This is a genomic window from Nakamurella endophytica (genome assembly GCF_014646215.1).
Lineage (GTDB): Bacteria > Actinomycetota > Actinomycetes > Mycobacteriales > Nakamurellaceae > Nakamurella > Nakamurella endophytica.
This window is the reverse complement of sequence record NZ_BMNA01000006.1, coordinates 67021-81680: the sequence shown is the minus strand read 5'-3', so window position 1 is coordinate 81680 and position 14660 is coordinate 67021. Positions and strand designations below refer to the sequence as shown.

Below are 14660 nucleotides of genomic sequence, written 5' to 3'. Positions count from 1 at the left end.
TCATGCCGACCGACCGAGCCGGGACCGACGGCCTGCTGCCCGTCGAGCGGTACCTCGAGGTCCTCGCGCTGGCGGCCGACGAGCTGCTCGCGCACGCGGGCGCCGCCGGCCACGACGCCAGGGTGCCGACCTGCCCGGAGTGGACCGTCGCCGACCTGGTCGCCCACCAGGGTGTGGTGCACCGCTGGGCCGCCGGGCACCTGGAGCTGGGCGACCGGGCCGACGGGGCGGCGCTGGAACGGGACGCCGAGGCCTCGCGGCCGGCCGGTCGCGCCGAGCTCGAGGACTGGTTCCGCAGCGGCGCCCGGCAGCTGGCGGCCGCCGTGGAGCGGGCCCCAGACGACCTGTCCGCCCTGCGCTTCCTGGCCGAGCCGCCCCCGGCCCGGCTGTTCTGGGCGCGGCGGCAGGCTCACGAGACGTCCGTGCACCGGGTGGATGCGCTCGCCGCCCGGCTGGGTCGGGCGCCGGTCGCCGCGGAGGTCGGGGTCCCGGCGTCGGTGGCCGCCGACGGGATCGACGAGCTGCTGTGCGGCTTCCTGCCGCGGCCGCGCAGCCGGGTCCGCACGGCGGATCCGCTCACCGTCGCGGTGCTGCCCGACGACGTCGACGCCGCCTGGACGGTCCGGCTGTCCGATGCGACGCCGGCCACGGTGCGCGGTGTGGACGAATCCGAGCCGGCGGACGCGACGGTCCGCGGCACGGCCGCCGAGCTCTACCTGTGGCTGTGGAACCGCGGCGACGGGGTCCGGGTCTCCGGCGCCGCGGGGCTGCAGGACCTGTGGCGCGCCGGGATGCAGGTCAGCTGGACCTGAGCCGCTGGTCCGGTCGGGACGTCGACCCTGCCCGCGCTAGCTGCCGGACAGCACGTCGTGCAGCACGATCGTCTGGTCCCGTCCGGGGCCGACCCCGATCGCCGAGATGCGCGACAGCGACAGCTCCTCCAGGCGCCGGACGTAGGCGCGGGCGTTGGCCGGCAGCTCCTCGAACGTCCGGCAGCCGGAGATGTCCTCGAACCAGCCGGGCATCTGCTCGTAGACCGGCGTGGCGTGGTGGAACCCGGTCTGCGTCATCGGCATGTCCTCGACCCGCTCGCCGTCGACGTCGTAGGCCACGCAGATCGGCACCGTCTCCAGCGACGACAGCACGTCGAGCTTGGTGAGGAAGTAGTCGGTGATGCCGTTGACCCGGCTGGCGTAGCGCGCGATGACGGCGTCGAACCAGCCGCACCGGCGCAGCCGCCCGGTCGTCACCCCGATCTCGCCGCCGGTCTTGCGCAGGTACTCGCCCCACTCGTCGTGCAGCTCGGTCGGGAACGGACCGGACCCCACCCGCGTGGTGTAGGCCTTGAGGATCCCCAGCACGGCGGTGATCGACGTCGGGCCGAGCCCGGAGCCCACCGAGGCGCCGCCGGCGGTCGGGTTCGACGACGTCACGTACGGGTAGGTGCCGTGGTCGACGTCCAGCAGCGTGCCCTGCGAGCCCTCGAGCAGGATGTGCTCGCCCCGCCGGGCCGCCTCGCCGAGCACCAGCCGGGTGTCGGCGATGCGGTGCCGGAAACCCTCGGCCTGGGCCAGTACCTCGTCGACGATCCGGGCCCGGTCCAGCGCCCTGCGGTTGTAGATCTTGACGAGCAGCTGGTTCTTGACGTCCAGCGCCGCCTCGACCTTCTGCGCCAGGATCGACGGGTCGAGCAGGTCCTGCACCCGCACGCCCAGCCGCGCCACCTTGTCCTGGTACGCCGGCCCGATGCCGCGGCCCGTGGTGCCGATCTTGGCCTTACCCAGGTACCGCTCGGACACCCGGTCGATGGCCACGTGGTACGGCATGATCAGGTGCGCGTCGGCAGAGATCAGCAGCCGCGACGTGTCCACGCCGCGCTCCTCGAGGCCGGACAGCTCCGTGAGCAGCACCCCCGGGTCGATGACGACACCGTTGCCGATGACGTTCGTGACACCGGGCGTCAGGATCCCGGACGGGATCAGGTGCAGCGCGAAGGACTGCCCGTCCGGCAGCACCACCGTGTGGCCGGCGTTGTTGCCGCCCTGGTAGCGGACCACCCACTGCACCCGGCCGCCGTACAGGTCGGTCGCCTTGCCCTTGCCCTCGTCGCCCCACTGGGCACCGATCAGCACCATCACCGTCATGGCAGACTCCCGTCGATCGCCGGCTCGCCCCGCCGGCCGCGCCTCCGCGGCCGCCGGACGACCATCCGGGCCTGCGGCAGCCGATGGAAGGGTAATGGGTGACGACCCCGGACCTGGTGGTGCTCTGCTGCCGGCCCGACCGCGCCGCCGCCGAGGCCGACCCGGTGACCCGGGACGGGCTGGCGGCGCTCGGCGGGCGCCCGGTGCAGTTCGTCGGTGCCCGACCCGGCAAGGAGATCGACCCGGCCCTCGGCGTGGTCCGGGACGCCCGGCGACGCGGTCCGGCCGCCGCAACACCCGGGACCGGCGCGCAGCCGGCTGACGGGCAGCCTGCTGACGGACAGCCGGCTGACGGGCAGCCTGCCGACGGGCGGCCGGGCGAGCATCGCGACGCGACACGCGATCCGGCCGCGGGCACCGGAGAGGGCGTCCCGCCCGCAGTAGCGGACCAGCCGGCCGGGACCCCGGTCCTCGGCCGCCGGCCCGCCGACCGGCGGGTCGTCGTCCTCGGGGACGACGCCGACCTGGCCGCCGTGGTGCTGCGGCTGCTGCGGGCCGACCTGCTCGGCAGCCACCAGGTCGGGTACGTCGCCGGCCGGCGGTCCCCGGTGACCGCGCTGCACTCCCTGCCCATCGGGGCGGCGGCCGCCCGGCTCGCCCTGGACGGCGAGCCGGACCTGGTGACCCTGGTCCGCGACGACAACGGCGGCGTGCTGGTGGGCCGGGCCGAGCTGTCCCCCGTCGACGGCCCTGTGTACGTGGACGAGCACCTGCTGCTGCGCGGACGGGCCCCGGGGCTCGTCGTCGACCCGGACCAGGAACGCGGCGTCGAGGTCACGGTGCTGCACCGCCAGGTCCTGGGCATCGGCCGCCGCCCGCGGACCCGCACCGGACGGGCCGTGCAGATCGCGAGCCGGGTACCGATGACGGTCGTCAGCGACGGCGTCCCCCGGTCCAGGCCGACCGACCGGTGGACCCTCTACCGGCACACCGCACCGCTCCGGCTGGTGCGGGGCCTGCTGGAGTAGCCGGCGTCCCGGCGCGCGGGCGACCGCGTCAGCGGACAGGGACAGGGACAGCGACGGGGACAGCCGGCAGCCGGCCACCGCCGGCCACCGGGAGCGCCCCCGGGCGGCCGGGGGCGTCAGGGCAGAAGTTCCGCCGGGATCCCCGGGTCCGCATCGAGCAGGAATGCCCGCACCCGCGCCACCTCGTCCTGCTCCTCGATGAGCGCCGCCGCCTGTCCCAGGGCGGACAGGGCACGCAGGAAACCGCGGTTCGACACGTGCGACCACGGCACCAGCCCGGCGCCCCGCCACCCGTGGCGGCGCAGCAGGTCCAGGCCGCGGTGGTAGCCCACGCGCGCGAAGGCGTACCCGGTGACGTCGTCGCCGCGGTCCAGCGCCTGCTCCGCGAGGGTCGCCCAGGCCAGGCTGGAGGTCGGGTGCCGCCTCGCCACGTCCGCCGGCGCGGCACCGTCCGCGAGCTCCTGCTCCGCCGGGTCGACCGGCAGCTCGACGGGAGGCGGCCCGAGCAGATTCCCTGAGGTCATCCGGCCATCCTGCCGAACCCGGCGGCTGCCACACCGCGCACCCCGGGCGACGCGACCGGCCCACGACCGGCCGGCGCCCGCGAGTCACGAGAACTGCGCCGCGAGCGCGGCGTCCACCTGGCGGTAGTGGTCCGCCGCGGCCCGCAGGAGGTCGCCGAGCATGCGGAGCACCTGCTGCCGTTCCGCGGCCGACCGGGTCCAGCGGACGCGCAGCCCGCGGTAGGCGGTCAGCGCGTCGGCCTGCATGTCACCGCCGGCGGCCACGGCGTGGTCCAGGTCCGCCAGGTGGGTCTCGATGCGCTGCCAGGTGGCCACCAGGCCGTCGTGGCCGGACGCCAACGCCCCGTAGTCCACGTCGATGACGGCCATCACGACCCCTGGGGCAGGCCGGCGGCCAGTGCGGATTCGGCCTCCGCGAAGGCCCTACCGGTCCGCTCGAGCGCGGCACCGTGTCCGACCAGCGCGTCCCGCAGTTCGGCGGCCTCCTGGAGATAGCCCTCCAGCGCGGCGGCGTAGCGCGGCGCGGCCTGGTCGGACCGCCACCCGGCCCTGATGCCCTCCAGGATCTCCCGCGCCGCGGCGATCTCCCTGGTCAACTCGGCACCGACCGCCTCCGCCGCGCCACCCATGGCCACGACACGGTCGGACGTGATGGATATGCCCTGCACCGGACCTCCTCGTCTGCACGACCGGCACCGCGCCGGTCGCACCCGAGACTGCGACGGGCCCGACCGCCGGCCCAGCAGCCGATCCGGGGGTGTGGACAGCCGGTCGACGTGGGGATCGCGGGCCCGGCGGCGGGCGCCGGATCCACTCGCTGTCGGTGGCCCGCGGCACAGTGGGGCGTCGGCGAGGGACCGACCGGCACACTGGCCGGGAACACCGACCGCGGTTCTACGCGGCGACCAGAGAGGAACGGCATGGCGGAGCAGGTGGCGCGGGGGCAGTACCTCCGGGGGGCCAGCGACTGGGCGGCCGATCAGGCCGAGCAGTACGAGGAGAGCAACGGGCAGGAGGCCACCACGCTCCGCGGCGTGCCGATCATGCTGGTCAGCACGACGGGCCGGCGGACCGGCGCGCTGCGCCGCACCCCGCTCATGCGCGTCGAGCACCAGGGCAGCTACGCCGCCGTCGCCTCCAAGGGCGGCGCGCCCGACCACCCCGTCTGGTACCTGAACATCCTGGCCGACCCGGTGGTGACGGTCCGCGACGGCGCGCAGGTGGGCACCTACCGCGCCCACACCGCGGAGGGCGCCGAGCGGGACCGCTGGTGGGAGCGCGCCGTGGCCGTCTGGCCCGACTACGCCGAGTACCAGACCAAGACCGACCGGCAGATCCCGGTCGTCGTGCTCGACCCGGTCGAATGACCGGCGGCGGCGGCCGGCGGATCCTGGTCACCGGGGCGTCCGGCTTCATCGGCTCGCACCTGGTGCGGGCGCTCGCCGATGCGGGGCACGACGTCCGGGCGATGACCCGGCGCCCCGCCGAGTACGACGGGCCCGGCACGGCGGTGTACGGCGACGTCGGCGACGCGGCCTCGCTCGAGGCGGCGCTGGCCGGCGTCGACGCCGCGTACTACCTGGTGCACTCGCTGGACTCGACCGACTTCGTCCGCAAGGACGCCGACGCGGCGACGGCCTTCGGCCGCGTCGCCGCCGAGGCGGGCGTCTCACGGATCGTCTACCTGGGTGGACTGGGTGGCGAGGAGCGGACGCTGTCGCCGCACCTGCGGTCCCGCCGCGAGGTGGAACGCCTGCTGGCCGAGGGCGGCGTCCCGGTGACCGTGCTGCGCGCCGCGGTGGTCATCGGCCACGGCGGCATCTCGTGGGAGATCACCCGGCAGCTGGTGGCACACCTGCCGGTGATGGTCGCGCCGCGGTGGGTCAAGACGCGCACCCAGCCCATCGCCCTCCGGGACGTCATCCGGTACCTGGCCGGGGTCCTCGACCACCCCGAGGCCGCCGGCCGCACGTACGAGGTCGGCGGGCCGGAGGTGCTGCGGTACATCGACATGCTGCAACGGGCCGCGCTGGTGATGAATCGTCGGGTGCTGCCCGTGCTGTCGGTGCCGCTGCTCACCCCGCGCCTGTCCTCGGGATGGTTGGCGCTGGTCACGGACGTGGACGCCGAGACGGGCCGCAACCTGATCGACTCGATGACCAACGAGGTGGTGGTCACCGACCAGGCGATCCGGTCCCTGCTGCCGGGCGAGCTGACCGGGTACGACGAAGCCGTGCGGCTGGCGCTGGCCGACCGCGAGCGCGCACTGGGCACGCCGCCCGCCGGTGCTCCACGGCCGGCCGAGGCGCCGTGACCACCCGGGGCGAGTCCGGCACGCCGACCGGCGCGGGCAGCGCAGGCGGCACGGGCAGCGCAGGCGGCACCGCCAGCACCGCTGGCACCGGCAGCGCAGGCAGCGTCGGCAGGACCAGCAGGACCAGCAGTCCCGGCCGGACCGGCAGCGCCGTCGGCGCCTCGGGAGCAGGCAGCACGCCGATCGCCCGCGGCGCCGACGGCACCGACGGGCTCTGGGCGGCCGGGCGCCGGATCTTCGTCAACGCGCTGGTGACCAAGGTCGCCCGCGATCACCAGGAACCCGACCGGGACTTCCGACGGCGGCGGGTGATCGCCGCGCTCACCCTGTGCGCGGGCGGGTTGCTGCTCGGGCTCTCCTTCTCGGTCCGTCCTGCCGATCCCGCGTTCTACCCGCTGACCTTCGGACTCGCCGCCGTCTGGGTGGCCGGTGGGTTGATCTCCGGGCCGCTGCACCTGGGCTACAGCCGCACCCGCGGCCGGATGCGGCGGCCCGTGCTGATCCCCGTCCTCACCGGACTGGCCGTCGTCGTCGTGTTCGTGGCGGGCGCGCTCGTCGTCCGCGACATCGCGCCCCTGCACCGCCTGGTCGACTCGGTGCTCGCGCACGCACGGGAGGGCTCCGCGCCGCTCGTCGCGGTGATCACGCTGGTCAACGGCATCGCCGAGGAGATCTTCTTCCGCGGCGGCCTCTACGCCGCCATCGGCGTCCGGCAGCCGGTGCTCATCTCCACCCTCGTCTACACCGCGGTGACCCTGGCCAGCGGCAACATCATGCTGGTGTTCGCGGCGGTGACCCTCGGCTTCGTGCTGGGCCTGCAACGACGGGCGAGCGGCGGCATCCTGGCGCCGATCCTGACCCACATCACCTGGTCGATGTCCATGTTCCTGCTACTGCCGCCGATCTTCGCCGCCGCCTGACGGGAAGGCGGATCCGCCACCGGCCTGGGGTGGCGACGGATCCCGTCAAAGACCCGCGCCGCTCGTCGCTGTCTGCGATTCTTTCGCTACAGACAGCGATCGTGGAGGTATGCGATGTCCCGGTTCACCTGCCGCGATCCCGGCGCGACGCCCCACCCGGACCGCCTCCACGGAGGCGGGACCGGTCGGCGGCTGACCACGGCCTGCGTGGCTGCGCTGGTGCTGGCCGCCGGCTGTGCGGAGCAGGGATCGCCGGCCACCACCGGCGGCTCCGCGACCGGGTCGGCGGCGACGGTGACCGGGACGGCGGCGATGGTGGCCGGGTCGGGCGGCTCCCCCACCGGCGCGGCGGCGGCCGTCGGCCACGGCAGCCCGCACGTGCTGCCGTTGGCGTCCGACTGGTTGGCGGACGGCATCCACCTCTCGGTCCGCGCGGCCGGCGGGGCTCCGGTGACGATGCTGGTGGACACCGGATCGAACGGCGTGGTGATCTCCCGGCAGTACCTCGGCGACGACTGGTCCCCGCTGCAGCCGCGACAGACGTTCTCCGGCTTCACCTACTCCTCGAGCGGGATGCACTACTCGGGCGAGTGGGTCCGCACCACGCTGCAGTTCTCGTCGACGACCGACGCGGCGGGCGGCCCGGCGACGACCTCGCCGATCCTGGTCCGCGCGGTCGACCGGGTCTGCGACGCCCACGGCAGCTGCAGCCCGTCGGCGCGCGTCGCCATGCTCGGCGTGGGCTTCGACCGCGGCAGCGACAACCCGGACTCGACCTACTCCGGACCGGCGATCAACCCGTTCCTGCACCTGGCCGACATGGACGCCGGGCAGCTGACGCCGGGATACGTCCTGGGCAGCGGCACCGTCACCCTCGGGATCGGCCAGGACACCGCGGACGGCTTCCGCACGGTCGGCCTGCAGCGGACCGGCGGCAGCCAGTCGGCGGACTGGGCCGCTCCGTCGGCCTGCCTGGCGGTCCGGGGGCTGCCCGCGCAGTGCGGCTCCCTGCTGCTGGACACCGGCCTGCCCTACGCGATCGTCCAGGTACCGGCCGGCGTGGATCCCCCGACGACGGCGTCCCGCACCGGCGGCCGGCCCTCGGTGGCCGCCGGACAGCAGATCCAGGTCGGCCTGCCCGCCCTGGGCGGCGCCCCGATCTACAGCTTCACCGTCGGCGGCCCGGACGCGCCGCGGTCGGTGCAGTGGGGGCACAACCTCGCGGAGAACGGCGACAGCAGCTTCTTCAACATCAGCCGCTGGGCGCTGTCGCAGGTGGACTACCTCTACGACGCCGGCTCCGGCGCCCTCGGCTTCCGGGCGACCACCCCGGCCGGCTGACCCGCGACGTCCCCCCCGGGGCCGCGACGTCCCACCCGGGGCCGCGACGTCCCATCGGCGGGGCCCCGCACCGGACCGCGTTTGCGGGGCACCCGTCGGGGCAACCGGGAGCTTCGTGCCCGCCAGGACCGACGCGACCCCGTTCCTCCCGCACACGCCGGACCCCGACCTGCCGGAACTGTCCGAGGCGGTGCAGGGCTGCCGCGGCTGCGAGCTGTACCAGGACGCCACCCACGCCGTCTTCGGCGAGGGCCGGCGCGGCGCACCGCTGATGCTGGTCGGCGAGCAGCCCGGGGACGCCGAGGACCGCGCCGGCCGGCCCTTCATCGGCCCCGCCGGACGGCTGCTCGACCGCGCGCTGGCCGAGGCCGGCATCGACCGCGAGCGGGCCTACGTCACCAACGCGGTCAAGCACTTCCGGTTCAAGAGCACCGCCGGCAGCACCCGGCGCATCCACGCCACCCCCGGCGCCGGGCACATTCGGGCGTGCGCCCCGTGGCTGCGGGCCGAACTCGGCGCGGTCGAGCCGGACGTCGTGGTGGCGCTCGGCGCGACCGCCGCGCAGGCCCTGATGGGCCCGTCGTTCCGGGTGACCCAGCAGCGTGGCCTGCTGCTCGACTGGCCGCCGGAGGCGGGACCATACGCCGGCGTGCAGACCCGGACGCACCTGCTGCTGGCGACGATCCACCCCTCGGCCGTCCTCCGGGCCGACCCGCAGACCCGCGAAGAGGCCTTCGCCGGGCTGGTCGCCGACCTGCGGGTGGCGGCGCAGGCGCTGCCGGCGGCCTGAGCGCCCGCGGCGACCACACCGGGCAGCCCGACCGTCCCGGGCACGGCCTTGCGAGACGTGCGGTGGCGTCGCGTGAGTGGCCCGGGACAGCGAAGAGGCCCGGAGCGGCGTGCTCCGGGCCTCTTCGATGCACCGGCTCCGTGCGTCGGTCGGTGCGGGTCCGCAGGGGCAGACCTGCCAGGGATGTCGCCGCCGCCCGGGTGGGCGTTACGGCGGTGCGGGGGTCGTGGTGTCGACCGGGACGGAGACACCCCCGACGTGTCTCCGTCCCGGCCGACGGTCAGCGGCGGGCCTTGCCCTCCCAGGCGGCCTTCCAGGTCTTCGGGCCGATCAGTCCGGACCCGCCGAGCCTGTTGCGATTCTGGAGGTCCTTGGCGGCCGCCAGGGTGTTGGCCCCGAACCAGCCGTTGCCGTGCAGGTCGTAGCCGCGGGCACCCATCTGCATCTGCCAGCAGGCCAGGTCGCGGTCGTACGCCCCGGACGTCCAGGACTTGCCGGGCCACGCCGGCGCGGTGGCGGCACCCACGTGGCAGGCCGCCTTCGTCAGCCCTGGCCACACCGCGACCGCAGGTGCGGCCGGAGCCGGCTTCGCCGGAGCGGGCTTGGCCGGTGCGGGCTTGGTGGGGGCGGGCTTGGCCGGCGCGGGCTTGGCCGGCACCGGGGTCACGCCGGGCTTGACGCCACCGGAGGTCCCCCAGGCGGCGACCCAGGCCCGCTGGTCGATCGAGTTCGACGCGGGCAGTCCCTTCGCGGCCTGGAACCGGTGCAGCGCGGCCAGGGTGTTAGCCCCGAAGTACCCGGATCCCTGCAGCCCGTAGCCCTGCTGTCCCAGCTGGCGCTGCCAGCAGGTGAGGTCGCGGTAGGTGTGGCCCTGGGTGAAGGCAACGCCACCCCACGGCGGCGCGGTGGTGGATCCGACCCGGCAGGTCGACGTGTCCACCGGCGAGTAGCTCGCCGAGCCGCCGCTCATGTACGCCGCCTCGGCCCGGGTCGGCACCCGGCCGGACCGGGCACTGGAGTCCTCGGTGACGCCCGAGAGCGCCGCACAGATCCACGGCGACCAGCCGCGGAGCCGGTACAGGTACAGCGCCCGGTAGTCCTGCTCGGCAGGGCTGGCGTCGCTGGGGAGCCCCGTGCCGCCGACCGATCGCCAGGTGGCCACGTCGAACTGGTAGGCGCCGTAGTACCCGTTGCCGGTGTTGATGCCGTAGTTCCCGCTCGACTCGCACTTCCGGACCGACGCCCAGGCGTCGGCGGACGGATCGGCCAGCGCGGTGCCCGCGGCGACCAGCATCGAGGCCGCCGCCAGGGCGACCGCCGATGCGATGGACAAGGTACGGCGCATGCCTGCCTCCGGTGGCCGCTGCCGCACGGGGACAGGCGTCCTCGCCGTCCGAGCCGGTGCCTCTTCCCATGACGCCGACCCTGCTGCAGCCCCGCCCGGCCCGCTTCCGCGACGACCGCGGTGCCGGTGCGCGAGGCGGGGGCCGCGGGCACCGACGGGCTTCCCCGACGGTCGCCCGCACGTACGGTACGACGCCGGTCACAGAAGTCACAAGAGTCCCAGCACACTCAGTTCTAGCGTCTTGTCCCTGCGTTCCCACGCTCGACACGCCGGTCCAGAATTACACATCTGGAATTACACCGATGGGTGACCGGGTGTCCACTGGGGATCGGCCCGCCTTGGGTGTCCGACCCGTCCGCCGCCGTCGCCGCGTCGGGGACCCGGCCGAGCACCACCAGCCGTCACGGAGCAGTGGGTACGGCGTCGGCGCCGCCACGGAGCGGCGCGGCGGCCGGACCGGTGCGCAGATGCCACCGGCCCGCCCCCGGGGACGGGGGCGGGCCGGCGACTGCAGCGCGGAGAAGGGTCAGGCGGTGGGCGACGTCCCGGCCGAGCCGAGCTGCTGGCACGCCTCGACGATGCGCGCCGCCATGCCGGCCTCGCCGAGCTTGAGGTAGGAGCGCGGGTCGTAGGCCTTCTTGTTGCCGACCTCGCCGTCGACCTTCAGGACGCCGTCGTAGTTGGTGAAGAAGTGCCCGACGAGCGGGCGGGTGAAGGCGTACTGGGTGTCGGTGTCGATGTTCATCTTGACCACGCCGTACGACACCGCCTCCGCGATCTCCTCGGCCGAGGACCCGGACCCGCCGTGGAAGACCAGCCCGAACGGCTTGGACCCCTCCGGCATGCCCAGCTTGGCGGCCACCGCGTCCTGGCCGGCCTTCAGCACGGCCGGCCGCAGCTTCACGCCGCCCGGCTTGTAGACGCCGTGCACGTTGCCGAAGGTGGCCGCGACGATGTAGTCGTTGGTCTGCGGCAGCCCGAGCGCGTCGACCGTGGCGATGAAGTCCTCGGGCGTCGTGTACAGCTTGTCGTTGATCTCATGGGCGACGCCGTCCTCCTCGCCGCCGACGACGCCGATCTCGATCTCGAGGATCACCTTGGCGGCCCGGGTGAGCTCGAGCAGCTCCTCGGCGATCACCAGGTTCTCGTCGAGCGGCACCGCGGAGCCGTCCCACATGTGCGACTGGAACAGCGGGTTCCCGCCGGCCTTGACCCGCTCGGCGGACAGCGCCAGCAGCGGCCGGACGTAGCTGTCCAGCTTGTCCTTGGGGCAGTGGTCGGTGTGCAGGGCGACGGTGACGCCGTACTTGTCGGCGACCACGCCGGCGAACTCGGCCAACGCCACCGCGCCGGTGACCATCTCCTTGATGCCGGTGCCCGAGGCGAACTCGGCACCGCCGGTGGAGACCTGGATGATGCCGTCACTGCCGGCGTCGGCGAAGCCCTTGATGGCGGCGTTGATCGTCTCCGACGACGTGATGTTGATCGCCGGGTAGGCGAAGCCGCCCTCCTTGGCCCGGTCGATCATCGCGGAGTACGTCTCGGGAGTGGCCAGAGGCATGGCGCACGCGTCCTTTCGTGGCGGTGGAGCAGCCGCGGGATCGAGATGGTCGCCCGGTGCTGTCCCGCGGGCCGTCGGGCGAGGCGACGAGCCGTGCTGGCGCCGCCGATGTCCGCGACAGTATCCCGCGCCGGTGAGCCGGCGCTGCGGCCGGGTCGCGCCCCGAAAACGCGGTCGAAACGATTCGACAAATCTGTTCGCACGGCGCAAGATGTCCGTGGCGGGCCAGGGGCGTCCCGGTACCTCAATCGCACCTCTGGGAGTCCTCTTGTCGCGCGCACTCTTCGCGCTCGCCGTCGGCGCCTTCGGAATCGGCTGCACCGAGTTCGTCATGATGGGCCTGCTGCCGCAGATCGGCGCCGACCTGCACGTGTCCGTGCCGGCGATGGGCGTCGTCATCACCGCCTACGCCATCGGCGTCGTGATCGGCGCCCCCACCACCACGCTGGTCGCCACCTGGCTCACCACCCGGCAGACCCTGATGACCCTGATGGCCGTCTTCGTCACCGGCAACCTGCTCGTGGCGCTGGCCCCCTCGTTCCAGGTCCTGCTGGCGGCGCGGGTCCTCACCGCACTGGCGCACGGGTCGTTCTTCGGGGTCGGCGCCATCGCGGCGCGGCGCGCCGTCGCCCCGCACCGGGCGACGCAGGCCATCTCGCTGATGTTCGTCGGGCTGACCGTGGCGAACGTCGTCGGCGTCCCGGCCGGCACCTGGGTGGGTCAGCACCTGACGTGGCGGCTGACCTTCGCCGCCGTGGCCGGCATCGGCCTGCTCACCGTGCTGGCGCTGCGGCTGCTGCTGCCCGAGGACCAGGTCCGCATCGACGTGCGGGCCGAGCTGGGCGCCTTCCGCCGGCCGCGGGTGTGGCTCGGCCTCGCGATCACCACGGTCGGGTTCGGCTCGCTGTTCGCCGTGTACTCCTACGTCACCCCGATCCTGACGGAGCTGTCCGGCCTCGGTCCGACCGGGGTGACCGTGGTGCTGGCGCTGTTCGGTGCCGGCACGACGGTCGGCACGCTGGTCGGCGGTCGGTTCGGCGACCGCTGGGGCATGCCGGTCGTGGCCTGGGGGCTGGCGGTGGTCGCCCTGCTGCTCGTCGCCTTCACCGTGACCTCGGCGGCCGCAGTGCCGGCCGTCGTGACGCTGGTCGCGTTCGGGATGGTCGCCTTCTCGCTCGGCCCGGTCGTCCAGAACCGGATCATCGTGGAGGCCGGCACCGGCGGCAGCCTGGTCTCGGCGGCCAACCAGGGGGCGTTCAACGTCGCGAACGCCATCGGCGCGGGGCTCGGCGCCCTGGTCATCGAGGTGGGCCTGGGCTACCGCGCGACGATGTGGGTCGGCGCCGCGCTGGCCGTCGCGGGCGCCGTCATGGTCGCCGCCACGCTCGGCTACACCGGCGACCGCCGCCGGATCGCCGAACCCGCGGCCGAGCTCGTCGGCTGACGCGACGGACCGACCGCACCGGATCCGGCACCGGCCACCCGCCGCCCGCCACCGGGCCGCCGGCCACAGGCCGCCGGTCACCGCCGCACGGATCCGTCGGGCGCCGGAAGGGAACCGGGCCGGCGTGTCCGGGACCGCCGTTCAGTCCCGCGGCGGCCCGGTCGTCGACCGGACCACCAGACCCGGGTCGATCTGCACGACGCGCGGGCGGGCCGCCGCGCCGCCCTCCATCTGCTCGAGCAGCAGCTCCGCCGCCAGCCGGCCCTGCCGGCGGACCGGCTGCGACACGGTGGTCAGGTCGAACAGGTACGACAGGTCGTGGTCGTCCACGCCGATGACGGACAGGTCCTGGGGCACGCGGATGCCGCGGCACCGGGCTGCGTAGAGCGCGCCCATGGCGACCTCGTCGCTCACCGCCACGAACGCCGTCGGCAGGGTCCGGCCGGCGGCAGCGGCCAGTTCGAGCTGGTGCCCCAACCCGGCCTCGCCGCCCTGCACGGCCCAGCCGGTGACCTCGGTCAGCCGCGGGTCGGGCTCGATGCCTGCCTGCTCCAGCGCCTGGACGTAGCCGCGGTGCCGGTCGGCCGCGACGGTGAAGCCGTACAGGTCGTCCGGGTCCAGACCCAGGAAGCCGATCCGGCTGTGACCCAGCCCGAGCAGGTGCCGGGTGGCCTCCAGGCCGATCCGGACGTCGTCGACCTGGACCCCGGACAGGCCCGGCACCGTCGATCCGACGGTGACCAGCGGGACCCGCAGGTCCCGCAGCGAGTCGGTGGGCATCGACGCCGGCACGTTCAGGCCCAGCACCCCGTCGACCCGCTTGTGCAGGGCTCGCGCGTCGACCGGGCCGGCGTCCGGACCGGCGTTGGCGCCGAGCGGGTAGAGCAGCATGTCGTACCCGTGGCTGGTGATCAGCTCCTGGGCGCCCTCGATCACCGCGGCGAAGAACCAGCGGGAGATCCACGGGGCCAGGACGCCGACCGCACTGGTGCGGCCGCGGGCCAGCGCGGAGGCGGACGCGGAGGCGACGTAACCGAGTTGTTCGGCGGCGACGCGGACGGCGGCCCGGGTGCTCGCCGAGACGCCGGGGAGGCCGCGCAGGGCACGGGACACGGTGGCCGGGGAGACCCCGGCCAGCGCCGCCACCTCCACGATGCCCCCGGCCCCGACCATGCGGTCGGGGTCCGGGGGCAGGGCGGTGCTGCCGGTCGCGCTTCCCCCGCCACCCAGTGCGCGAGGGCTCACGGGA

At 74.6% G+C, this 14660-nt stretch carries 15 protein-coding genes; 8 read left to right on the top strand and 7 right to left on the bottom strand.

The window, feature by feature from the left end:
* The first annotated feature begins 2 nt into the window (after positions 1 to 2).
* A complete protein-coding gene (locus IEY37_RS15180) occupies positions 3 to 812 on the top strand; it encodes a maleylpyruvate isomerase family mycothiol-dependent enzyme (RefSeq protein ID WP_188943013.1) in 810 nt (269 codons plus the stop codon).
* Between the two features lie 36 nt (positions 813 to 848).
* Here the strand turns inward: IEY37_RS15180 and IEY37_RS15175 are convergent, their stop codons facing one another.
* Positions 849 to 2144: an adenylosuccinate synthase gene (locus IEY37_RS15175; protein WP_188943011.1), complete on the bottom strand. Its 1296-nt coding sequence runs from the start codon at positions 2142 to 2144 to the stop codon at positions 849 to 851.
* 98 nt (positions 2145 to 2242) lie between these two features.
* Between IEY37_RS15175 and IEY37_RS15170 the strand changes: the two genes are divergently transcribed.
* A complete protein-coding gene (locus IEY37_RS15170; protein WP_188943009.1) occupies positions 2243 to 3172 on the top strand; it encodes a hypothetical protein in 930 nt (309 codons plus the stop codon).
* Positions 3173 to 3288: 116 nt separating this feature from the next.
* Here the strand turns inward: IEY37_RS15170 and IEY37_RS15165 are convergent, their stop codons facing one another.
* The 3 genes from IEY37_RS15165 to IEY37_RS15155 all read right to left on the bottom strand — a co-directional run bounded on the left by IEY37_RS15165 (position 3289) and on the right by IEY37_RS15155 (position 4364).
* Positions 3289 to 3696 (bottom strand): DUF3151 domain-containing protein, encoded by a 408-nt coding sequence (locus IEY37_RS15165; RefSeq protein WP_188943007.1) that lies wholly within the window; start codon positions 3694 to 3696, stop codon positions 3289 to 3291.
* An 84-nt stretch (positions 3697 to 3780) separates the two neighbouring features.
* Positions 3781 to 4065 carry a WXG100 family type VII secretion target gene (locus IEY37_RS15160; protein WP_188943005.1) on the bottom strand — a complete coding sequence of 95 codons (285 nt, stop codon included), beginning with the start codon at positions 4063 to 4065 and terminating at the stop codon, positions 3781 to 3783.
* Complete coding sequence (locus IEY37_RS15155; protein ID WP_188943003.1) at positions 4065 to 4364, bottom strand: WXG100 family type VII secretion target; 300 nt, start codon at positions 4362 to 4364, stop codon at positions 4065 to 4067. The genes IEY37_RS15160 and IEY37_RS15155 overlap by 1 nt, the downstream gene beginning before the upstream one ends.
* A 252-nt stretch (positions 4365 to 4616) precedes the next feature.
* Between IEY37_RS15155 and IEY37_RS15150 the strand changes: the two genes are divergently transcribed.
* The 5 genes from IEY37_RS15150 (at position 4617) to IEY37_RS15130 (ending at position 9061) form a co-directional block, all read left to right on the top strand.
* Positions 4617 to 5063, top strand: coding sequence for a nitroreductase family deazaflavin-dependent oxidoreductase (locus tag IEY37_RS15150; RefSeq protein WP_188943001.1), 447 nt, complete (start codon positions 4617 to 4619; stop codon positions 5061 to 5063).
* Positions 5060 to 6010 carry an NAD(P)H-binding protein gene (locus IEY37_RS15145; protein WP_188942999.1) on the top strand — a complete coding sequence of 317 codons (951 nt, stop codon included), beginning with the start codon at positions 5060 to 5062 and terminating at the stop codon, positions 6008 to 6010. Before IEY37_RS15150 ends, IEY37_RS15145 begins: the two co-directional genes overlap by 4 nt.
* A gap of 233 nt (positions 6011 to 6243) precedes the next feature.
* A complete protein-coding gene (locus tag IEY37_RS15140) occupies positions 6244 to 6930 on the top strand; it encodes a CPBP family intramembrane glutamic endopeptidase (RefSeq protein WP_373298361.1) in 687 nt (228 codons plus the stop codon).
* 207 nt (positions 6931 to 7137) lie between these two features.
* Positions 7138 to 8271, top strand: coding sequence for a pepsin/retropepsin-like aspartic protease family protein (locus IEY37_RS15135; protein WP_188942997.1), 1134 nt, complete (start codon positions 7138 to 7140; stop codon positions 8269 to 8271).
* Between the two features lie 115 nt (positions 8272 to 8386).
* A complete protein-coding gene (locus IEY37_RS15130; RefSeq protein ID WP_188942995.1) occupies positions 8387 to 9061 on the top strand; it encodes a UdgX family uracil-DNA binding protein in 675 nt (224 codons plus the stop codon).
* A gap of 280 nt (positions 9062 to 9341) precedes the next feature.
* Here IEY37_RS15130 and IEY37_RS22565 read toward each other — a convergent pair whose 3' ends face one another.
* The gene (locus IEY37_RS22565; RefSeq protein ID WP_188942993.1) at positions 9342 to 10406 is read right to left on the bottom strand and encodes a transglycosylase family protein; all 1065 of its coding nucleotides are present in this window, start codon (positions 10404 to 10406) and stop codon (positions 9342 to 9344) included.
* Between the two features lie 526 nt (positions 10407 to 10932).
* Positions 10933 to 11967 carry a class II fructose-bisphosphate aldolase gene (gene fbaA, locus IEY37_RS15120; protein WP_188942991.1) on the bottom strand — a complete coding sequence of 345 codons (1035 nt, stop codon included), beginning with the start codon at positions 11965 to 11967 and terminating at the stop codon, positions 10933 to 10935.
* Positions 11968 to 12235: 268 nt separating this feature from the next.
* Here fbaA and IEY37_RS15115 point away from each other — a divergent pair, with 268 nt between their 5' ends.
* Positions 12236 to 13411 carry an MFS transporter gene (locus IEY37_RS15115; protein ID WP_188942989.1) on the top strand — a complete coding sequence of 392 codons (1176 nt, stop codon included), beginning with the start codon at positions 12236 to 12238 and terminating at the stop codon, positions 13409 to 13411.
* A gap of 141 nt (positions 13412 to 13552) precedes the next feature.
* Here IEY37_RS15115 and IEY37_RS15110 read toward each other — a convergent pair whose 3' ends face one another.
* A complete protein-coding gene (locus tag IEY37_RS15110) occupies positions 13553 to 14656 on the bottom strand; it encodes a LacI family DNA-binding transcriptional regulator (RefSeq protein WP_188942987.1) in 1104 nt (367 codons plus the stop codon).
* Positions 14657 to 14660 lie beyond the last annotated feature (4 nt).